The organism is Pseudomonas sp. PGPPP1 (assembly GCF_002255865.1).
Lineage (GTDB): Bacteria > Pseudomonadota > Gammaproteobacteria > Pseudomonadales > Pseudomonadaceae > Aquipseudomonas > Aquipseudomonas cremoris.
In genome coordinates, this window is the sequence record NZ_NKIG01000013.1 from 56030 (window position 1) to 75361 (window position 19332).

Here is a 19332-nt window from a genome sequence, read left to right on the forward strand (position 1 = left end):
TTTATTCATCCCCGGTGCAGGTGCGTGGCGTCAGGCCTTTTTCCTTGGCAAACGCGGCAGATTTTTCGTCGATCAGCGGACGCAGTAATGCGCGGTCGGCAGCAATCCACTCGCTCACCAGGGTCCAGTTGGCACCGTCCCACTGCTGCACCCGCGCCGAACCGCCGCCTTCGTGATCGCGGCACGAAAGCTTGAGGTTTTGCATCAGGCCCAGATAGCCCATGGCTTTCAACCGTGCGTCATCGATATTCAGGTGCTCCAGGCCCCAGCGGCCTTCTTCACCATTGAGCGGGCGCTTGCCGAACTTGGCTTGGCCGGTGCGGATCGCTTCCACCGCCACGGCGGCGTTCACCAGGCCTGAGTTGTAGTAGACGCTGCCGAAGTTTTTCAAATCCTTGAGGTCGCTGTGGCCCTTGTCGAGGACGTACTGTTTGAGGCGTTTGTGGATCTCGAAGTCGCTGCCTGCCGGGTACGGCGTCAGCGCCAGGTAGCCTTTGGCAGCGGCGCCGGCAGGCAATACGTCTTCGCTGGAACTGGCCCAGATATCGCCAATGATATGGTCCACCGGGAAGCCGAAGCGTGCAGCGGTCTTCACCGCGACGGGGGTGGATACGCCCCAGGTGCGCAGGAACACCCAATCCGGGTTGGCCTGGCGTACCTGGCGCCATTGCGCGGATTGCTCGTTGCCGGGATCGGCGACCGGAATCTGGATGTTTTCAAAGCCATACTTTTCGGCGAGCAATTTCAGCGGGCCAAGGGTTTCGCGGCCGTAGGCCGAGTCGTGGTAGACCGTGGCGATCTTCTTGCCCTTGAGCTTGTCGAACCCGCCCTCGCGCTGGGCGATGTAGTTCACCAAGGTCGAGGCCTCGCTGTAGAAGGTCAGCATCACCGGGAAGTTGTAGGGGAACACCGTGCCGTCGGTGGCTTCGGTGCGGCCATAGCCGAGGGTGATCAACGGGATCTTGTCCACTTCCGCCCGCTCGCTCAGCGCATAGGCTGCCGGCGCGCCATTGGGCTGGTACACCGCCACCGGCGCGCCATCCAGGCCATTCTTGAAGCGCTCGTAGCACTCGATGCCCTTCTCTGCCGTCCACTCGGTCTCGCATTCCTGCCATACCAATTTGACGCCGTTGATGCCGCCTTCGACCTCGTTGATGTACCGCAGGTAGTCGATCATCCCGGCCCACACCTGCACGCCGCTGGAGGCATAGGCGCCGACGCGGTAGGTGGCCAGGGGAATGAACTGCTGGTCCGGCGAAGCCACGGCCTGGGGCACAGCACCGGCCAATGCCGCCAGTGCAAAGGCAGCACCGGCGAAGGAACGTTTCAAAGATGCACGCATGAAGGATTCTCTTGTGGGGTTAGAAACGCAGCGGCCACTGCCGCACACGGTCACGCAGGTTGTGCAACAGGCGAATCAAGCCCTCGGGTTCCTTGATCAGGAACACGATGATCAACACGCCAAAGATGATTTTTTGCAGGTTCTGCAACTGCCCCGCATCCACCGAACCGCCGAACAAGGCCTGCCCGGCGTGGCTGAGAAAGATCGGCAACAGGCTGATAAACGCCGCACCGACGAAGTTGCCAGCGATGCTGCCCATGCCACCGATGATGATGATGAACAGGATCTGGAACGAGCGATTGATATCGAAGCTGCTGGCGCTGGCCGTGCCCAGGTAGGCAAAGGCCCACAGCGCACCGGCAATGCCCAGGTAGAACGAGCTGACCGCAAACGCCAGGCGCTTGTAGCGCACCACGGGGATGCCGACCACGGCGGCGGCGGTGTCCATGTCGCGGATCGCCATCCAGTTGCGCCCGACTTGGCTGCGCACCAGGTTGATAGCGGTCCAGGTCAGCACGACCACCGTTACCAACGTCAGCAAGTAGCAGCCCAGCGGCGTATTGAGGTCATGGCCGAACAGCGCAAGCTTTGGCGCGGAAATGGTCCCGGACGATCCATAGTTGTAAAACCAAGGGAATTTGACGAACAGCCACTCCAGGAAAAACTGCGCGGCCAACGTGGTGACCATCAGGTAGAAACCCTTGATCCGCGAACTGGGCAAGCCGAACAGCAAGCCGACCAACGCGCTGATGATCCCGCCCCCCAGCAGCGCCACCGGCAAGCCCAACTCTGGCAGGCGCAGCAGGAATCCATACGTAGCAAACGCGCCGACGGCCATGAACCCCGCCGCGCCCACCGAGGTTTGCCCGGTGTAACCGGTGAGCAGGTTCAACCCCAGCCCAGCCAGGGACAGCACCAGGAACGGGATCAGGATCGCATTCAGCCAATAGTCATTGCCCCACAGCGGCACCACGATAAACGCCAGGGCCAACAGGCCGAGCAGGCCCCAAGGGATGCGCCGCTGGACCAGCAGCAACGGCGCGGTTTCTTGAGCAATAGGGATCGACATGGTTTCAGACTCGCTCGATGGCGCGCTCGCCGAACAGGCCGGCGGGACGGATATACAGGAAGGCCAGGGCCAATACATAAGCGAACCACGGCGTGATGCCGCCGCCGATCAACGGGCCGATATACACCTCGGCCAGGTTCTCTGCCGCGCCGACAATCAGCCCACCGACAATCGCTCCGCCAATCGAGGTGAAACCACCGATGATCAACACCGGCAACGCCTTGAGCACCACCAGCGACAGCGAAAACTGCACGCCCTGGCGTGCGCCCCACAGCAACCCGGCCACCAGCCCGACTACACCGGCCACCGCCCAGACGATCTGCCAGATACGGTTGAGGTTGATGCCGATGGACAGCGCCGCCGTGGTGTCATCCGCCACGGCGCGCAGCGATACGCCGATGCGGGTCTTGTTGAACAGCAGCGCCAACACCGTCACCAACACCACCGCTGCGGCAGCGGCGATCAGGTCGAATTGGCTGAGCATCAGCGGCCCGACAAACAACGGCACGTCGTCGATACCCAGGTCCAGGGCGCGTACCTGCGAGCCCATCAAACCTTGGGCCAAGCCCTCGATGATGAACGACAGGCCCAGCGTGGCCATGAACAAGGTGATCTGCGAACGGTTCACCAACGGCCGCAGCACCAGGCGTTCGATGAGCAAGGCGCCGACGATCATCACGATGACCGTGAGCAGCAGCGCCAAGGCAAACGGCACGCCCTGGTCATGCAGGCTGACAAAGGTCAGCGCCGCAAACAGCAGCATCGAGCCTTGGGCAAAATTGAACACACCGCTGGCCTTGTAGATCAGTACAAAACCGATCGCGACCAGCGAATACATAGTGCCGGCCAGCAGACCACCGAGCAGGGTTTCAAAGAAGAAGGTCATCAGTGCACGGCTCCCAGGTAGGCGGCGATCACCTCGGGGTTGGCCTGGACCTCGGCCGGTGTGCCGTCGCCGACCTTGCGTCCGTAATCGAGTACCACCACATGGTCGGACAGGCCCATCACCACGCCGATGTCGTGTTCGATCAACACCACCGTGGTGCCGAGGTCGCGGTTCACGTCGGCGACGAAGCGCGCCATTTCCTGTTTTTCCTCGGCGTTCATCCCGGCCATCGGTTCATCCAACAGCAACAAGCTGGGACCGGCGATCAACGCCCGGCCAAGCTCCACGCGCTTTTGCAAGCCGTAGGACAGGTTGCCCACCAGCACATCGCGATGAGCTTGCAACTCGAGGAATTCGAGAATGCCCTGGGCGCGCTGGCGGAAGGCTTGCGCCTCACGCCGGGCGCGGGGCAAGCCAAGGGCCTGTTCGATAAAGGTGCTGCGCATGTGCCGTGACAGGCCGGTGAGGATGTTGTCGAGCACACTCATCTTCTTGAACAACGCGTTGTTCTGGAAGGTACGGCCAATGCCACGACGAGCAGCGCCCAACGGGTCGATGCGGTGAAAGTGCTGATCTTCGAAAACGATCTCGCCGGCATCAAAGCGATACACGCCGTTGAGCACATTGAGCAACGAACTCTTGCCCGCACCGTTAGGCCCGATCAGCGCGCAGATCTCACCGCGCTGCACGTCGAAGGACAAGGCATTGATGGCCTTGACCCCTTTGAACGACAGCGAGATGTCCCGCACCTGGAGAATGGCTTGGCTCATGCGATATCCCGTTTGAATTCAGCCAGCCACGCAGGCGAAGGATTGGATTTAAGGGGTTGCCAGATATAGGCCAGGCGTTGGAAGCCCAGCAGTTTGCGCACGCGATTTTTCAGCAGGCGACGCAGGCCGCTGTGCGGGTGGGCGATAGCCCAGTCATACAAGCGTCGGCGCCAGGTGCCGTGGGGTGCGAGGCGGCTTTCGATCTCATCGGCCAAATGCTGCAAGCGGGCGGGCGACAACAGCAGGCCGGTGGGGGCCACTTCCCGGCGATCACGTTGCGCCGAGCCCAGGCTTTCCGGGAAGGCCAACCCGTGGCCGCTGTTCAACCACTGCTCCAGCACCACCGCCAGGCCGCCCTGCCAATCGGTGCCCTCTTCACTCCACAACGCGGTTTCGCCGCTGGGTTGCCACCAACGTGTGAGGTGCTGTGCCGGGTCCAGCGGGCCGAGCAGTTGGGCAAAATCCAACAGGTTGGCCGTTTGCCAATGCCGTGCCTGTTGGCGGTTTTGGGTATAGGAATGGGTGGGACGGATACGCCATAGGTGCTGCTGCAACGCCTCCGGTTCAAGTGTGTCGGCCAGCGTCAGCACCTGCCCGCCGATAGTCTGGGCGGCCAGGGCCAACAGCAGCAGGTTCGGTTCGAAGGCGCCGCTGAGGGCCAGCCGCGATTGCTCGCTGAAACCCTGCTGGCGCAAGCCATCGGCCAGGCGCTCCACATCACGTAACACGTCGATCCAGCGCCATGCATACCACTGGCCGTAGCGTTTGTGGCGCAGGGCGGTGTGCAGCGGCGTGATCTGCGCCCAGTGGTGCAGTTGTTCCAGTGCCTTGGGCAGATGGCCGAGCAGTTCGGCAGGCCATTCCAAAACCTGCGGGCGTTTGAGTTCATGCACGCTCATAGGGGTAAAGCTCCTATTGGGGGGTGTGCGTGCGGTGGTCCGCTGGCCGATATAGATGAAACAATGAAGATCAAATGTGGGAGCTGGCTTGCCTGCGATAGCAATGGGTCAGCTACAAATGTATCAACTGACAGTCCGCTATCGCAGGCAAGCCAGCTCCCACATTGACCGAGGTGTTTCAATCAGAGGGTGGTGGCCCTGAGGTCGCGATAGCCGGCGCCTGGGTGATTGGCACCCAACCGCGCGCCCTCACCAAACAACTTCTCGCGCAACGTGCCCTGGGCGTATTCGGTCTTGTACACGCCACGTTTCTGCAACTCCGGCACCAGCCATTCAACGGCGTCGACAAAGGTCTCGTGAGTCAGCGCATAGGCAAGGTTGAAGCCGTCCACGTCGGTCTCTTCGACCCACTCTTGCAACAGGTCCGCCACGGTTTCCGGGCCGCCGACGAACAACGGGCCAAAGCCGCCGATACCCACCCAGTCGGCCAGTTCATTCGGCGTCCACACCTTGTTCGGATCGGCCGTGGAGAACGCCTCCACCGCCGACTGAATGGCGTTGGTGTGCACATGTTTGAGCGGCTCATCCGGTTTGAACTGGCTGAAGTCGATACCGGTCCAGCCGGAGATCAGCGCCATCGCGCCTTCGTAGCTGACGTAGGACTTGTACTCTTCGAACTTGGCCTTGGCCTTGGCGTCGGTTTCGTCGACGATCACCGTCTGCAGGTTGAAGATCAGGATTTTCTTTGGATCACGCCCGGCCTCGGCGGCGCGGCGGCGGATGTCGGCGACGGTTTTTTTCAGCAGCACCTTGGACGGCGCGGCAACAAATACGCACTCGGCCTGTTCGGCAGCGAACTGTTTGCCACGGCTGGACGCACCGGCCTGGTACAGCACCGGCGTGCGTTGCGGCGACGGTTCGCACAGATGAATGCCGGGCACCTGGAAGTGTTTGCCCACGTGGCGGATCTCATGAATTTTGCTCGGATCGCTGAAAATCCGCCGCTCGCGGTCGCGCAGCACCGCGCCCTCTTCCCAGCTGCCTTCCCAGAGTTTGTAGCAGACCTCCAGGTATTCCTCGGCGTAGTCGTAGCGCGCATCGTGTTCGGTCTGGGCTTTCTGGCCGATGTTTTTTGCGCCGCTTTCCAGGTAAGACGTGACGATGTTCCAGCCGATGCGCCCTTTGGTCAGGTGATCGAGTGTCGAGAGGCGGCGGGCAAACGGGTATGGGTGCTCGAAAGACAGCGAGGCGGTCAGGCCAAAACCCAAGTGTTCTGTGACCAGCGCCATCGGTGCGATCAACGACAGCGGGTCGTTGACCGGCACTTGAGTAGCCTGGCGGATGGCGGCTTCGCCGTTGCCGTTGTACACGTCGTAGATGCCCAACACGTCGGCGATAAACAGCCCGTCGAACTTGCCACGCTCAAGGATCTTGGCCAAGTCGGTCCAGTATTCCAGGTCCTTGTACTGCCAGGAGCGATCACGCGGGTGTGCCCACAGGCCGGGGGATTGGTGGCCGACACAGTTCATGTCGAAGGCATTCAAGCGGATTTCACGGGACATCAAAGCACTCCGTTGAGGTGGTAGTTGCCGACAATCTGGTATTTGGCGCGCAGGGGGTCATCGAGGGTCGAGGGCAGCGCAGTGCGTTGGCCGGTGAGTTCGAATTCGGCGTTGCTGGCGGCAATCAAGGCTTCGGCAGCAGCGATTTGTGCTTCGGTCGCGGCCACGGGGCTTGGGTGGGTTTCGGCGCGTTCGAGCAAGGCGGCGGCCACATCGACGCGAATCTGCAGGTCGCCAAAGCGGCTGATCACGTAGGGGTCGGCGCTGGTCTCCACATGGCGGCGAGTGCTGTCCAGTAGTTGGCGCGCAAGGTTCAGGGCGGTCATGGGTAAGCTCCTCAGTTCCAGGCGTGGCGTGCAGGCTTCACGCCGTTGAGCACGAAGTTGCCGATCAGGTGGTATTTCCAGCGGGCCGGGTCGTGCAGGGTGTGGGTGCGGGCGTTGCGCCAGAAGCGGTCGAGGTTGTGCTTGCCGGTGACGGAGCGGGTGCCGGCCAGTTCGAACAGTTTGCTGCTGGCGAGCAAGGCGGTTTCGGCGGACAGCACTTTGGCTTGGGCTACGACCAGTGAGGCGTGGGCGACGGTGTCTTCGCTGGGTTCGGCGAGCGCCTGGTCCACAGCTTTTCCGGCTTTGGCGAGAATGGCCTCAGTGCCGTGTACGCGCCACTCCAGGTCGCCGATGGCGGCAATGGTGAACGGGTCTTGCCAGCCGTGATCCTGCTGGCTGTCGATCCAGGGGCGGGCCTGGCGCGCAAAAATCTTGGCTTGTTCAAGGGCGCCGAGGGCGATGCCGGTATCAACCGCTGCCTGGATGATCTGTGAAATAGGGCCGTTGGCAGTGGGCTGGTCAAAAGCCAGATGGGCCGGGATCACCGCACTCAGGGGCACAGTCACGCCATCGAGCGTCACGCCGCCACTGGCGGTGGTGCGCTGGCCAAAGCCGTCCCAGCTGTCGATCACGCTCAAGCCTTGGGCGTCACGCTCGACGAAGGCAATGAATGCCTGGTCTTTTTCGTTATTGCCCACCGTGGGCACGATATGGGCGAACAGCGCGCCGGTGCAGTAGAACTTCTCACCGTTGATTTGCGCGGTGTCGCCGTGGAAGCGAATCTGGGTATCGAAGGTGCCGGCGTTCTTGCTCTTGGCTTCGGAGAACGCGTTGCCGAAACGGTAGCCAGCCAGGACTTTGCCGAAGTAGTAACGCTTTTGTTCCTCGGTGGCGGTTTGCAGCAGGATGTCCACCACGCCGAGGTGGTTTTGCGGAATCTGCCCCAGGGACGGGTCGGCGGCGGAGATCAACTTGATCACCTCGGCCACCGTCACATAGGACACCTCGGCGCCACCGTAGGCTTTGGGAATGGTGATGCCCCACAGGCCACTGGCGGAAAATTCGTCAAGCTCGGCCACCGGTAAACGGCGCTCGCGATCACGCACGCTGGCGTCAACGGCGAAGCTTTTGGCCAGACGGGTCGCGACTTCGATGGCTTCCGCGTCCGAACGGATGATGTGGGCAGGGTGTAGAGGGTGGGCTGACATGGGCCGACTCCAGGCTCCGAAGGAATACTGGAGTGTTTGCAGGAGTCGTGCCTGAATTGAATCGTCAGTAAAATCAGCAGGTTGCCGATGAAATCGCGTGAAGGGCGACGTTTCAAACCAGCAAAGTGTCCATCCACTGTTGCCTGGCGAACAGTTAGATCACCACGTTACGTATAAAGCGCACAGCCACGTCACCGTCATTGCGATAGATGTGGTGCTGGTGGCTGGCGAACATAAAGAACTCGCCGGCGCCGATCAGGTTTTCCACGCCTGCCACCACTAGGGTCAGGCTGCCTTCGAACACAAATAATTGTTCGCTCCAGCCTTCCAGATCGGGGTCGGGGCAATAGCGGTCGCCGGGTTCCAGACGCCATTCCCACAACTCCACTTCGCGGCGTGCGGTGGCCTTGGCCAGCAACACCGCCTTGCTGCCATCGATCTCCCCTGCCCAAGCCAATTCGTTGATGCGGCTGTGGTCGCGCACGTCAGGCGCCTGGATCAGGTCACTGAAAGCCACGTCCAACGCTTCGGCCACCCGGTCCAATGTGGACAGGCTTACGTTTTTCTCCCCCGCCTCGATGGCCACCAGCATGCGCCGGCTGACCCCGGACTTTTCCGAGAGCGCAGTCTGGCTCAAGTCGGCGGCGTGGCGCAGGCGACGAACGTTCTGGCTGACGTGCTGCAGGACCGAGGCCCGTTGCGGATTTTCTTTGTGCACTATATTGCTCAACAGGTGGGTGTGAGCAGTATACTGCCCAGCGTGCGGCGCATTGTGCGATCCGTGCCTTTCCCTTGCAAGACCGAGCCGCCATGACCACCCCAAAATCCCCTTCGCGTTTCAACCGTTTCAGCAAAGCCGAATGCATCTTGGTGGTGATCACCATGATCTGGGGCGGCACCTTTTTGCTGGTACAGCACGCCATGACCGTCAGCGGGCCGATGTTCTTCGTCGGCCTGCGTTTTGCTGCCGCCGCCATCGTGGTCGGCTTCTTTTCGCTGCGCACCCTGCGTGACCTGACCTTATTCGAGTTGAAGGCCGGGGTGTTTATCGGCGTGGCGATCATGTTTGGCTACGGCCTGCAAACCATTGGCCTGCAGACGATCCTGAGCAGCCAGTCGGCGTTTATCACCGCGTTATACGTGCCCTTTGTACCTCTGTTGCAGTGGCTGGTGCTGGGACGTCGCCCGGGGTTGATGCCGAGCATTGGCATCATGCTGGCGTTTACCGGGTTGATGCTCTTGACCGGGCCTGCGGGCGCTTCGCTGAATTTCAGCCCTGGTGAAATCGCCACGCTGATCGGCGCGGTGGCGATTGCCGCCGAGATCATCCTGATCGGCGCCTTTGCCGGCCAGGTGGATGTGCGCCGGGTTACCGTGGTGCAACTGGCCACGGCTTCGGTGCTGTCGTTCATGATGGTGGTACCAATGGGTGAGGCGCTGCCGGGGTTCTCGTGGTTGCTGCTGTTCAGCGCAGTGGGCCTGGGCTTGACCAGTGCGGTGATTCAGGTGGCGATGAACTGGGCGCAGCAAAGTGTTTCGCCAACACGGGCGACGTTGATTTATGCCGGGGAACCGGTGTGGGCAGGCGTGGTTGGGCGGATTGCCGGGGAGCGCTTCCCGCCGATTGCGATGCTGGGGGCGGCGTTGATTGTGGCGGCGGTGATTGTGAGTGAGATGAAGACCAAGGGGCGGAAGGCGTTGGCGGCGCAAGGCGACTTGGAGCAAGAACGTCAGAGCTGATGATCGCTCCCACGCAGAGCGTGGGAACGATCTATCTGTCAGTGCGTTATACGAGTTTTCGGCTTACCTTGTAGGATCCTGCCACATGTTGCCGTTTGGTGATCGTGAAAGCGGCACGTATGATGCATCCCAAACTCCCGCAGATTAGAAGCCTATGTCCCTGATAGTTCTACTGCTTCTGCCGTTTCTCGGCAGCTGTCTGGCGGCCTTGCTGCCGCACAATGCACGTAACACCGAATCCCTGTTGGCCGGCCTTGTGGCCCTGGTCGGCACCATTCAAGTCGCCCTGCTCTACCCCCAGATCGCCCACGGTGGCGTGATCCGCGAAGAATTCATGTGGTTGCCCAGCCTTGGGTTGAACTTCGTGCTGCGCATGGACGGTTTTGCCTGGCTGTTCTCGATGCTGGTGCTGGGCATCGGCACGCTGGTGTCGCTGTATGCACGCTATTACATGTCGCCGGACGACCCGGTGCCGCGCTTCTTTGCGTTTTTCCTGGCCTTCATGGGCGCCATGCTCGGGCTGGTGATCTCCGGCAACCTGATCCAGATCGTGTTCTTCTGGGAACTGACCAGCCTGTTCTCGTTCCTGTTGATCGGTTATTGGCACCACCGCGCCGATGCGCGACGTGGCGCTTATATGGCGTTGATGGTCACGGGCGCGGGCGGCTTGTGCCTGTTGGCGGGCGTGATGTTGCTGGGGCATATCGTCGGCAGCTACGACCTGGACCTGGTACTGGCGGCGGGCGAACAGATTCGCGCGCATTCGTTGTACCCGGTCATGCTGGCCCTGGTGCTGATCGGCGCCTTGAGCAAAAGCGCGCAATTCCCCTTCCACTTCTGGCTGCCCCACGCGATGGCGGCACCGACGCCGGTTTCGGCGTACCTGCATTCGGCGACGATGGTGAAGGCCGGCGTGTTCCTGCTGGCCCGCCTGTGGCCGTCGCTGTCCGGCAGCGAAGAATGGTTCTACATCGTCGGCGGTGCCGGCGCGATCACCCTGCTCCTCGGCGCGTACTGCGCAATCTTTCAGAACGATCTCAAGGGCCTGCTGGCCTATTCCACCATCAGCCATCTGGGCTTGATTACCTTGCTGCTGGGTCTCAACAGCCCGCTGGCCGCCGTCGCCGCGGTGTTCCACATCCTCAACCACGCCACCTTCAAGGCTTCGCTGTTCATGGCGGCGGGGATCATCGACCACGAAAGCGGCACCCGGGACATTCGCAAACTCAGTGGTTTGGTCCGCTTGATCCCGTTTACCGCAACGCTGGCGATGGTCGCCAGTGCATCCATGGCCGGCGTGCCATTGCTCAATGGCTTCCTGTCCAAAGAGATGTTCTTTGCCGAGACCGTGTTTATCTCGTCGACGGCCTGGGTGGAATTCGCCCTGCCGGTGATCGCGACCGTCGCGGGTACGTTCAGCGTGGTCTATGCGCTGCGCTTTACCGTTGATGTGTTCTTCGGCCCCACCGCCACCAACTTGCCGCACACGCCCCATGAGCCTCCACGCTGGATGCGCGCACCGGTGGAGTTGCTGGTATTTACCTGCCTGCTGGTAGGGATTTTTCCGGCGCAGGTGGTGGGTTCGATCCTGGCCGCTGCCGCCCTGCCGGTCGTAGGCGGCGTGCTGCCGGAATACAGCCTGGCGATCTGGCACGGCTGGAACGCGCCGATGATCATGAGCCTGGTGGCCATGAGCTGCGGCGTGGTGCTGTATTTGATCCTGCGCAAGCAACTCAAGCGTGGCCGCTTCAAATACCCGCCCCTGATCAGCTACTTCAACGGCAAGCGTGGTTTTGAGCGCTGCCTGGTGGTGATGATGCGCGGCGTGCGCAAGATCGAAAAACGCATCAGCACCAAGCGCCTGCAAACCCAGCTGTTCCTGCTGGTGCTGGCGGCGGTGGTCGCCGGTGTGATCCCAATGTTGCACAGCGGCCTCAGCTGGGGCGACCGGCCGAAAATCCCGGGTTCCATCGTGTTCGTGACCCTGTGGCTGCTAGCGATTGCCTGCGCGCTGGGCGCTGCTTGGCAAGCCAAATACCACCGACTGGCGGCCCTGACCATGGTCAGCGTGTGCGGCCTGATGACCTGCATCACCTTCGTGTGGTTCTCGGCGCCGGACCTGGCGCTGACGCAACTGGTCGTGGAAGTGGTGACCACCGTGCTGATCCTGCTGGGCCTGCGCTGGCTGCCACGGCGGATCGAAGAAGTTTCGCCACTGCCAAGCTCCCTGCGCAAGGCGCGTATCCGCCGCCTGCGCGACTTCCTGCTGTCCACCGTGGTGGGCGGCGGCATGGCACTGCTGTCCTACGCGATGCTGACGCGCCAGACGCCCAACGACATCTCCTCGTTCTACCTCAGCCGCGCGCTGCCCGAAGGCGGCGGTAGCAATGTGGTGAACGTGATGCTGGTGGACTTCCGGGGCTTCGACACCCTGGGCGAAATCACCGTACTCGGCGCCGTGGCGCTGACCGTATACGCCCTGCTGCGTCGCTTCCGCCCGTCGAAAGAAAGCATGCAACTGCCCGCCCAACAGCGCCAACTGGCGCCGGACGTGGCCACCGACCTGGTCAACCCGCGCCAGGCCAGCGACACCGCCTTGGGTTTCATGATGGTGCCGGCGGTGCTGGTGCGCCTGCTGCTGCCGATTGCGCTGGTGGTGTCGTTCTACCTGTTCATGCGCGGCCACAACCAACCCGGCGGCGGCTTTGTCGCCGGCCTGGTGATGTCCGTAGCATTCATCCTGCAATACATGGTGGCGGGCACGCAGTGGGTCGAGGCGCAGATGAGTTTGCGTCCGATGCGCTGGATGGGCTTCGGCCTGTTCTCGGCGACCCTTACCGGTCTCGGTGCGCTGTTTGCCGGTTACCCGTTCCTCACCACACACACCTGGCATTTCAGCCTGCCGCTGCTGGGGGATATTCATGTCGCCAGCGCCTTGTTCTTCGACGTCGGCGTATACGCCATGGTCGTCGGCTCGACGCTGCTGATGCTCACCGCCCTCGGTCACCAGTCGGTACGCGCGCATAAACCGAGCAACCAGGCCAAAGTGGTTGCCGCAACAGAAGGAGCCGCCTGATGGAAGAAGTCATCGCAATCGCCATTGGGGTCCTCGCGGCCTCCGGCGTGTGGTTGATCCTGCGGCCACGGACATTCCAGGTGGTGATGGGCCTGTGCCTGTTGTCGTACGGGGTCAACCTGTTCATTTTCAGCATGGGCAGCCTGTTTATCGGCAAGGAGCCGATCATCAAGGACGGCGTGCCGCAAGACCTGCTCAACTACACCGATCCCCTGCCCCAGGCCCTGGTGCTCACGGCGATCGTGATCAGCTTCGCCATGACGGCCTTGTTCCTGGTGGTGCTGCTCGCCTCCCGGGGCTTGACCGGCACTGACCATGTAGACGGCCGGGAGCCCAAGGAATGACGTGGATGAATCAACTGATCGTCGCGCCGATCCTGCTGCCGTTGCTGACCGCCGCATTGATGCTGATGCTCGGCGAAAAACGTCGGCCGTTGAAGGCCAAGATCAACCTGGTCTCCAGCCTGATCGGCCTGGGCATCGCGGTGCTGCTGCTGTACTGGACGCAAAAAGGCGGCCCCGGTTCGATTGGCGTGTACCTGCCGGGCAACTGGCAGGTGCCGTTCGGCATTGTGCTGGTGGTGGACCAACTGTCGGCGCTGATGCTGGTGCTCACCGGCATCATCGGCGTGAGCGCGCTGCTGTTCGCCATGGCCCGCTGGGACCGCGCGGGCACCAGTTTCCATGCGTTGTTCCAAGTGCAGATGATGGGCCTGTACGGCGCGTTCCTCACCGCCGACCTGTTCAACCTGTTCGTGTTCTTCGAGGTGCTGCTGGCAGCGTCGTATGGCTTGATGTTGCACGGTTCAGGCCGCGCACGGGTGTCGGCGGGATTGCACTACATTGCGATCAACCTGTTGGCGTCGTCGCTGTTCCTGATTGGCGCGGCCATGATCTACGGCGTCACCGGCACCCTGAACTTTGCTGACCTGGCATTGAAAATCCCGTTGGTGCCGGAAGCCGATCGCGGCCTGTTGCATGCTGGTGCGGCGATTCTTGCCACGGCGTTCCTGGCCAAGGCCGGCATGTGGCCGCTGAACTTCTGGCTGGCGCCCGCCTACTCCTCGGCCAGTGCGCCGGTGGCGGCGATGTTTGCGATCATGACCAAGGTCGGCGTGTACACCGTGCTGCGCCTGTGGACCTTGCTGTTCTCGGGCCAGGCCGGTGCGTCGGCGCTGTTTGGCGGCGACTGGCTGGTGTATGGCGGCATGGCGACGATCATCTGCGCCGGGTTGGCGATGGTGGCGGCGCAGCGACTGGAGCGCATGGCCAGCTTGAGCATTTTGGTGTCGGCGGGGATTTTGCTGTCGGCCGTCGGCTTCGCCCAACCCAGCCTGACCGCTGGTGCACTGTTCTATCTGGTCAGCTCAACCCTGGCGTTGAGCGCGCTATTCCTGCTGGCTGAACTGATCGAGCGTTCACGTTCGGCGAACGACCTGCCGCTGGACGAAGAAATCGATGCGCTGCCTAAAGCCATGGAATCCCTGCATCCGCGTCCTGGCGTGAACCTCGACGATGAGCAACAGGCGGTGGTTGGCCAGGTGATTCCCTGGACCATGGCATTCCTGGGCTTGAGCTTCATTGCCTGCGCCCTGCTGATCATCGGCATGCCGCCGCTGTCCGGGTTTATCGGCAAGCTCAGCTTGTTGAGTGCGCTGGTCAATCCGTTGGGCCTTGGAGTCAGCGTTGACGCACCGATCCGCCCTGCTGCGTGGGGCCTGGTGGCGCTGCTGATTCTCTCTGGCCTCGCCTCGCTGATCGCCTTCGCCCGCCTCGGCATCCAACGCTTCTGGACCCCGGAAGAGCGACCCTCGCCGCTGCTGCGCCGCTACGAGTGTGTGCCGATCTTCTTCCTGCTGGGCCTGAGCATCTTGCTGACCTTCAAGGCCGAACCGCTGATGCGCTACACCCAGGACACCGCCGTCAGCCTGAACAACCCGGAACACTACGTGATGGCGGTGATGGCCACGCGTCCCGTGCCTAGCCCTGAAGCCAAGGCCGCCGCGCTGGAGGTGCAACCATGAAACGCCTGTTCCCTGCCCCGTGGTTGTCGTTGGCGTTGTGGTTGTTATGGCTGGTGCTGAACCTGTCGGTAAGCCCCGGCAACCTGTTGCTGGGCGCGCTGCTGGGCTTTCTGGCGCCGCTGCTGATGGCGCCGCTGCGCCCGTTGCCGATCCGCATCCGCCGTCCTGGCGTGATCATTCGCCTGTTTTTCCTGGTGGGCCGCGACGTGATCGTCTCCAACCTGCAAGTGGCCTGGGGCGTGCTGACCTGCGGCTCACGCCCGCCCCGCTCGCGCTTTATCAAGATCCCCCTGGACCTGCGCGACGCCAACGGCCTTGCCGCCCTGTCGATGATTACTACCGTGGTGCCCGGCACCATCTGGTCGGAACTGGCGTTGGACCGCAGCATTTTGCTCTTGCACGTGTTCGACCTGGAGGATGAAGCGCCGTTTATCGAGCACTTCAAGACCACCTACGAGCGGCCCTTGATGGAGATCTTCGAATGAGTGCCCTGCTCTCCAATGCGATCCTGTTCAGCCTGTTCCTGTTCTCCCTGGCCATGGTGCTGACCCTGGTGCGCCTGTTCAAAGGCCCGTCGGCCCAGGACCGCGTACTGGCGCTGGACTACCTGTACATCTTGGCGATGCTCATGATGCTGGTGCTGGGTATTCGTTATGCCAGTGACACCTACTTTGAAGCGGCGCTGCTGATTGCGCTGTTCGGTTTTGTGGGCTCATTTGCCCTGGCGAAATTCCTGCTGCGTGGCGAGGTGATTGAATGATGCCGTTATGGGTGGAAGTGATCGTGGCGGTGCTGTTGGTGCTGAGCAGCGTGTTTGCGTTGATTGGCGCGATTGGGTTGCTGCGCATGAAAGACTTCTTCCAGCGCATGCACCCGCCGGCACTGGCCTCGACGTTGGGGGCTTGGTGCGTGGCGTTGGCGTCGATTGTGTATTTCTCGGTGCTCAAGTCCGGGCCGGTGTTGCACGGCTGGTTGATTCCAATTTTGTTGTCGATCACCGTGCCGGTGACCACGTTGCTGTTGGCGCGTACGGCGTTGTTCCGCAAGCGCATGGCGGGTGATGATGTGCCCGCCGAGGTCAGCAGCCGTCGCTGATTTCTCAGGCAAACACAGTTCAAAATGTGGGAGCGGGCTTGCTCGCGAATGCGGTGTATCAGTGAATATATCTTTGACTGACACACCGTATTCGCGAGCAAGCCCGCTCCCACATTTGGCTTTGCGCTAGGCGAAAGATCGGATTTTGGCCGCCAACTCTGCCAACTCGGCATCATCCGCCCGCACATGATCGTGGGACGATATATAGCCTTCATACGCCTCAAAAAACTTGTCCACCTTCGAACTCAGCGGCTTGAACGTACTGTCCGAGCCCGTCCCATGCATGGGAAACAACTTCGCATGCAGGTGATCCACGCCATACCCCTCCATGATCAACCCTGTACGCGCCACATCAGGAAACGCCCTGTCGATTTGCAAGGCCGTCTTCTTCGCCGCCACCGCCAGCGCCGCCAGCACCTCATCCGACTGCGCAAACGCGTAACTGCCGTAATGCTGCTTGGGGATCACCACGCTGAAACCGGGGGTATTGGGGAAGATCGAGAGGAAGGCCATGTGCTGGTCGTCTTCCCAGAGGATGTGGGCTGGGGAGGTTTTGCGGACAATGTTGCAGAAAATACAATCCATTTTAATCACTGCCATTTCAATCGTGGGTTTGCTCGTGGCGATCATCTAAAGCTAGGATTCGGCACACGTCAAAACAAAAGGAGTTTCAGCCCGCCATGGATATCAAGTGTTCCGTATTTATCGCAGCCAGCGTTGACGGTTTCATTGCACGACCAGACGGTGACATCGAATGGCTACACCGCCCAGAATACGAAACCGCAGCCTTGAACGGCGTGACGTATGAAAGCTTCATCGCCACCGTCGACACATTGGTCATGGGGCGCAAGACCCTGGAGAAAGTCCTGTCGTTTCCTGAGTGGCCGTATGAAGATTTGCCCGTCATAGCGTTGTCTCACCAACCGCTGGAGATTCCCGCGCATTTGCAAGGCAAGGTCGAAGTACTTGAGGCGGATGTCAGCGCCCTGGTCGAGCTGTTGGCCGAGCGCGGCATGAAACATCTGTATATCGACGGCGGGCAGACGGTCCAGGCGTTTCTTGAAGCGGGGTTGATCAACGAGTTGATCATCACGCGTATTCCGGTGTTGCTGGGCGAAGGGATTTCGTTGTTCAGCCAGGTGGGCAGCGAGCATGAACTTCGCCATCTCGGCACCTACGCGTCGGACAACGGTTTTGTGCAGAGCCGCTATGCCATTGCGAAAGCAGTGACGTCATGATGGGCATTCCCCTCGCACTGGTGGCCGGCATGGGCCGCCACAACCGCTCCATCGGCAAAGCCGGCGGGCTATTGCGCAATGTCCCCGATGACATGCGCCGCTTCGCTGCCAAGACCATCGGCAAGCCGGTGATCATGGGGCGCAAGACATTTGAGTCGGTGATTGCGCTTAGCGGGCGACCGCTTGTGGATCGGCCCAATATCGTGCTGACGCGCAATCCTGCGTATCGGCACGAACACGCCATTATCTGCCAATCCTTGGCATCGGCCCTGGAATGCGCAGCGGCGTTTGCGCCCGAAGAGATTCATATCGGCGGCGGGCCGGAGCTTTATGACCAGGTGATAGACCAGGTGGACAGGCTGTACCTCACCCTCTTCAATGATGATCATGAAGGTGAGGCCAAATTCCCCAGCTTCGAGAGTGAGTTCAGCGAGGTTTGCCGTCATGGCGTCAGGGAACACCAAGGCCTTGAATATGAGTGGGTGGATTACGTGCGCCGCGCGGCAGAAAAGGCGAATCCACATAACTGTTGATAGCTGCGCGCCCTGCGTACTTCCAGCTGCAAACCTCGAACATTCCTACATCCAACTCGCACTATAAAAAGCGAAGCGTCCGATATTTCCTATTTCATTTTTTCCGTATGTTCGGGGCAGACAACTCAGAGTGTTTACCCCATGGCATACCACGGCTACATGTCCATCAAAGGACAATCCCAAGGCCTGATTTCGGCGGGCTGTTCGACCCAGGACTCTATCGGCAATAAGTGCCAGGAGGGTCATAAAGACGAAATCATGGTGATGTCCTATAACCACAACATGCTCAATACGGGCAACGTCAGGGCATCCACCCACGGTCCGGTGGTCATCACAAAAAACATTGATAAATCATCGCCTTTATTAGCCGTGGCTTTATCGAACAGAGAAGAACTGGACTGCGTAATTAACTTTTATCGCACGTCGCCGTCGGGTCAGCGCGAGAAGTACTACACCGTCGATATCAGGGGCTGCATCATCGCCAACCTGACGGTCGAGGTTCCGCACGCTGTCCTGTTAACCGATGTAGAAGCGCAGGAACACCTGGCCCTTCGTTATCGAGAGATCATCTGGACCCATCATCTCGCGGGCACCAGTGGTTACGGCTCATGGGAAGCCGGGCGATGACATCGAAAAGCAAAAACCAGGCCCCAACGTTTCAAGACTTATGGGAAGTCAGCCAAGCTGCAGGAAGACTCACCAGCCAAGCGTGCACCATCAGCGCGCGCCATCTGCAGGATGGTATGACACGGTCAATATTCAATCGGGAAGTTGCGTATTACGCGCGCAGTATCGTTGGCGATGTAAAACAGGGAAAAAAAACTGTCACGGAAGGGCTCACCGAAATAAAGCGAGAACAGCGGAGCTTGCTGGACCAATCCATAGCGATTGGACGAAATGGCATCGGAGTTGTTGCGGGCGCGCTACAAATAGCGACGGGGGCCGGAGTTTGCTACGCCTCTGTTGGTACGCTCTGCCTTATCGCGGGAGTGCCGCTAATGGCGCATGGTGCAAATAACGTATATGAGGGTGGGCGTAACATGATGACAGGGCAATCGGATACGGTGGGTCCGGTTCGCAGCGCTTATCAGTCGGCTGCATTAGCTATGGGGCACGGTGAACGAGAGGCTAATATGGCCTATGGCTCAGTTGATATCGGACTGTCCGCCTACAGTGTTGTAAGGCATGTGTTAAAGCCAGATGCTTGGCGCTTATTCAGATACCTCGACAGCGACCGTATACGCGCCTATAAAATCATGAGACCAAGTTCATTGGGAGCTGAAGCAATTATAGATAGCATTACATTAGAACAGCTGTATCAGGAAACAAAAAAATGACTATCTGGTTATTCCCTCTGTTGTCAATCACTGGAGTCCTCTGCGCATTCTCACTGAGAGTAATACTCTCCAGTCAAAATCTAGGATACATAAGACTTTTCTTAGGTTTAATACCGAACATGCTCGCCATGAGAATACATTACAAAATTGCGGCATTTGATGAATATCCACTCATAGGGCACAGGCCTGAAATAATTAACGAACACATCTTCATCGGATGGCTAGCAC

Annotated in this window: 21 protein-coding genes; 11 read left to right on the forward strand and 10 right to left on the reverse strand. The window is 60.5% G+C overall.

Annotated elements, in window-relative coordinates:
• Position 1: 1 nt before the first annotated feature.
• The 9 genes from CFE47_RS15920 to CFE47_RS15960 all read right to left on the reverse strand — a co-directional run bounded on the left by CFE47_RS15920 (position 2) and on the right by CFE47_RS15960 (position 8780).
• Positions 2–1342, reverse strand: a complete 1341-nt coding sequence (locus tag CFE47_RS15920) for an ABC transporter substrate-binding protein (protein ID WP_286838349.1) — start codon at positions 1340–1342, stop codon at positions 2–4.
• A gap of 19 nt (positions 1343–1361) precedes the next feature.
• Positions 1362–2411: a branched-chain amino acid ABC transporter permease gene (locus tag CFE47_RS15925; RefSeq protein WP_286838351.1), complete on the reverse strand. Its 1050-nt coding sequence runs from the start codon at positions 2409–2411 to the stop codon at positions 1362–1364.
• Between the two features lie 4 nt (positions 2412–2415).
• Positions 2416–3297 carry a branched-chain amino acid ABC transporter permease gene (locus CFE47_RS15930; RefSeq protein WP_286838353.1) on the reverse strand — a complete coding sequence of 294 codons (882 nt, stop codon included), beginning with the start codon at positions 3295–3297 and terminating at the stop codon, positions 2416–2418.
• Complete coding sequence (locus CFE47_RS15935) at positions 3297–4067, reverse strand: ABC transporter ATP-binding protein (RefSeq protein ID WP_286838355.1); 771 nt, start codon at positions 4065–4067, stop codon at positions 3297–3299. The genes CFE47_RS15930 and CFE47_RS15935 overlap by 1 nt, the downstream gene beginning before the upstream one ends.
• Complete coding sequence (locus CFE47_RS15940) at positions 4064–4966, reverse strand: AMP-binding protein (protein ID WP_286838357.1); 903 nt, start codon at positions 4964–4966, stop codon at positions 4064–4066. The genes CFE47_RS15935 and CFE47_RS15940 overlap by 4 nt, the downstream gene beginning before the upstream one ends.
• A gap of 182 nt (positions 4967–5148) precedes the next feature.
• Positions 5149–6528: an LLM class flavin-dependent oxidoreductase gene (locus CFE47_RS15945; protein WP_286838359.1), complete on the reverse strand. Its 1380-nt coding sequence runs from the start codon at positions 6526–6528 to the stop codon at positions 5149–5151.
• On the reverse strand, positions 6528–6854 hold the full coding sequence (locus CFE47_RS15950) for an acyl-CoA dehydrogenase (RefSeq protein ID WP_286838361.1): 327 nt from the start codon (positions 6852–6854) through the stop codon (positions 6528–6530). The genes CFE47_RS15945 and CFE47_RS15950 overlap by 1 nt, the downstream gene beginning before the upstream one ends.
• 11 nt (positions 6855–6865) lie before the next feature.
• Complete coding sequence (locus CFE47_RS15955) at positions 6866–8062, reverse strand: SfnB family sulfur acquisition oxidoreductase (protein ID WP_286838363.1); 1197 nt, start codon at positions 8060–8062, stop codon at positions 6866–6868.
• Between the two features lie 154 nt (positions 8063–8216).
• Positions 8217–8780, reverse strand: coding sequence for a helix-turn-helix domain-containing protein (locus CFE47_RS15960; RefSeq protein ID WP_286838366.1), 564 nt, complete (start codon positions 8778–8780; stop codon positions 8217–8219).
• A gap of 92 nt (positions 8781–8872) precedes the next feature.
• Here CFE47_RS15960 and CFE47_RS15965 point away from each other — a divergent pair, with 92 nt between their 5' ends.
• The 7 genes from CFE47_RS15965 to CFE47_RS15995 all read left to right on the forward strand — a co-directional run bounded on the left by CFE47_RS15965 (position 8873) and on the right by CFE47_RS15995 (position 15996).
• On the forward strand, positions 8873–9802 hold the full coding sequence (locus CFE47_RS15965; RefSeq protein ID WP_286838369.1) for a DMT family transporter: 930 nt from the start codon (positions 8873–8875) through the stop codon (positions 9800–9802).
• Positions 9803–9956: 154 nt separating this feature from the next.
• Entirely contained in the window at positions 9957–12878 is a 2922-nt protein-coding gene (locus CFE47_RS15970) for a monovalent cation/H+ antiporter subunit A (RefSeq protein WP_286838371.1), read from the forward strand.
• A complete protein-coding gene (locus tag CFE47_RS15975; protein WP_003192163.1) occupies positions 12878–13222 on the forward strand; it encodes a Na+/H+ antiporter subunit C in 345 nt (114 codons plus the stop codon). Before CFE47_RS15970 ends, CFE47_RS15975 begins: the two co-directional genes overlap by 1 nt.
• Complete coding sequence (locus CFE47_RS15980) at positions 13219–14901, forward strand: monovalent cation/H+ antiporter subunit D (protein WP_185706523.1); 1683 nt, start codon at positions 13219–13221, stop codon at positions 14899–14901. The genes CFE47_RS15975 and CFE47_RS15980 overlap by 4 nt, the downstream gene beginning before the upstream one ends.
• Positions 14898–15386: a Na+/H+ antiporter subunit E gene (locus CFE47_RS15985; protein WP_065953101.1), complete on the forward strand. Its 489-nt coding sequence runs from the start codon at positions 14898–14900 to the stop codon at positions 15384–15386. Before CFE47_RS15980 ends, CFE47_RS15985 begins: the two co-directional genes overlap by 4 nt.
• Positions 15383–15661: a K+/H+ antiporter subunit F gene (locus CFE47_RS15990; protein ID WP_003211751.1), complete on the forward strand. Its 279-nt coding sequence runs from the start codon at positions 15383–15385 to the stop codon at positions 15659–15661. The genes CFE47_RS15985 and CFE47_RS15990 overlap by 4 nt, the downstream gene beginning before the upstream one ends.
• Positions 15658–15996 carry a Na+/H+ antiporter subunit G gene (locus CFE47_RS15995; protein WP_026136444.1) on the forward strand — a complete coding sequence of 113 codons (339 nt, stop codon included), beginning with the start codon at positions 15658–15660 and terminating at the stop codon, positions 15994–15996. The genes CFE47_RS15990 and CFE47_RS15995 overlap by 4 nt, the downstream gene beginning before the upstream one ends.
• 126 nt (positions 15997–16122) lie before the next feature.
• Here CFE47_RS15995 and CFE47_RS16000 read toward each other — a convergent pair whose 3' ends face one another.
• Entirely contained in the window at positions 16123–16581 is a 459-nt protein-coding gene (locus tag CFE47_RS16000) for an HIT family protein (protein ID WP_286838383.1), read from the reverse strand.
• 95 nt (positions 16582–16676) lie between these two features.
• Between CFE47_RS16000 and CFE47_RS16005 the strand changes: the two genes are divergently transcribed.
• The 4 genes from CFE47_RS16005 (at position 16677) to CFE47_RS16020 (ending at position 19104) form a co-directional block, all read left to right on the forward strand.
• Positions 16677–17234, forward strand: coding sequence for a dihydrofolate reductase family protein (locus CFE47_RS16005; RefSeq protein ID WP_286838386.1), 558 nt, complete (start codon positions 16677–16679; stop codon positions 17232–17234).
• Between the two features lie 29 nt (positions 17235–17263).
• A complete protein-coding gene (locus CFE47_RS16010; RefSeq protein ID WP_286838389.1) occupies positions 17264–17767 on the forward strand; it encodes a dihydrofolate reductase in 504 nt (167 codons plus the stop codon).
• A 141-nt stretch (positions 17768–17908) separates the two neighbouring features.
• Positions 17909–18394 (forward strand): Hcp family type VI secretion system effector, encoded by a 486-nt coding sequence (locus CFE47_RS16015; protein ID WP_185706511.1) that lies wholly within the window; start codon positions 17909–17911, stop codon positions 18392–18394.
• A complete protein-coding gene (locus CFE47_RS16020) occupies positions 18391–19104 on the forward strand; it encodes a DUF4225 domain-containing protein (protein WP_286838391.1) in 714 nt (237 codons plus the stop codon). The genes CFE47_RS16015 and CFE47_RS16020 overlap by 4 nt, the downstream gene beginning before the upstream one ends.
• The last annotated feature ends 228 nt before the right edge of the window (positions 19105–19332 follow it).

Bases quoted from the DNA above. Each gene is read 5' to 3' on its own strand.
- CFE47_RS15920 (WP_286838349.1), bottom strand. From the start codon at position 1,342: ATGCGTGCATCTTTGAAACGTTCCTTCGCCGGTGCTGCCTTTGCACTG.
- CFE47_RS15925 (WP_286838351.1), bottom strand. From the start codon at position 2,411: ATGTCGATCCCTATTGCTCAAGAAACCGCGCCGTTGCTGCTGGTCCAG.
- CFE47_RS15930 (WP_286838353.1), bottom strand. From the start codon at position 3,297: ATGACCTTCTTCTTTGAAACCCTGCTCGGTGGTCTGCTGGCCGGCACT.
- CFE47_RS15935 (WP_286838355.1), bottom strand. From the start codon at position 4,067: ATGAGCCAAGCCATTCTCCAGGTGCGGGACATCTCGCTGTCGTTCAAA.
- CFE47_RS15940 (WP_286838357.1), bottom strand. From the start codon at position 4,966: ATGAGCGTGCATGAACTCAAACGCCCGCAGGTTTTGGAATGGCCTGCC.
- CFE47_RS15945 (WP_286838359.1), bottom strand. From the start codon at position 6,528: ATGTCCCGTGAAATCCGCTTGAATGCCTTCGACATGAACTGTGTCGGC.
- CFE47_RS15950 (WP_286838361.1), bottom strand. From the start codon at position 6,854: ATGACCGCCCTGAACCTTGCGCGCCAACTACTGGACAGCACTCGCCGC.
- CFE47_RS15955 (WP_286838363.1), bottom strand. From the start codon at position 8,062: ATGTCAGCCCACCCTCTACACCCTGCCCACATCATCCGTTCGGACGCG.
- CFE47_RS15965 (WP_286838369.1), top strand. From the start codon at position 8,873: ATGACCACCCCAAAATCCCCTTCGCGTTTCAACCGTTTCAGCAAAGCC.
- CFE47_RS15970 (WP_286838371.1), top strand. From the start codon at position 9,957: ATGTCCCTGATAGTTCTACTGCTTCTGCCGTTTCTCGGCAGCTGTCTG.
- CFE47_RS15975 (WP_003192163.1), top strand. From the start codon at position 12,878: ATGGAAGAAGTCATCGCAATCGCCATTGGGGTCCTCGCGGCCTCCGGC.
- CFE47_RS15980 (WP_185706523.1), top strand. From the start codon at position 13,219: ATGACGTGGATGAATCAACTGATCGTCGCGCCGATCCTGCTGCCGTTG.
- CFE47_RS15985 (WP_065953101.1), top strand. From the start codon at position 14,898: ATGAAACGCCTGTTCCCTGCCCCGTGGTTGTCGTTGGCGTTGTGGTTG.
- CFE47_RS15990 (WP_003211751.1), top strand. From the start codon at position 15,383: ATGAGTGCCCTGCTCTCCAATGCGATCCTGTTCAGCCTGTTCCTGTTC.
- CFE47_RS15995 (WP_026136444.1), top strand. From the start codon at position 15,658: ATGATGCCGTTATGGGTGGAAGTGATCGTGGCGGTGCTGTTGGTGCTG.
- CFE47_RS16000 (WP_286838383.1), bottom strand. From the start codon at position 16,581: ATGGATTGTATTTTCTGCAACATTGTCCGCAAAACCTCCCCAGCCCAC.
- CFE47_RS16005 (WP_286838386.1), top strand. From the start codon at position 16,677: ATGGATATCAAGTGTTCCGTATTTATCGCAGCCAGCGTTGACGGTTTC.
- CFE47_RS16010 (WP_286838389.1), top strand. From the start codon at position 17,264: ATGGGCCGCCACAACCGCTCCATCGGCAAAGCCGGCGGGCTATTGCGC.
- CFE47_RS16015 (WP_185706511.1), top strand. From the start codon at position 17,909: ATGGCATACCACGGCTACATGTCCATCAAAGGACAATCCCAAGGCCTG.
- CFE47_RS16020 (WP_286838391.1), top strand. From the start codon at position 18,391: ATGACATCGAAAAGCAAAAACCAGGCCCCAACGTTTCAAGACTTATGG.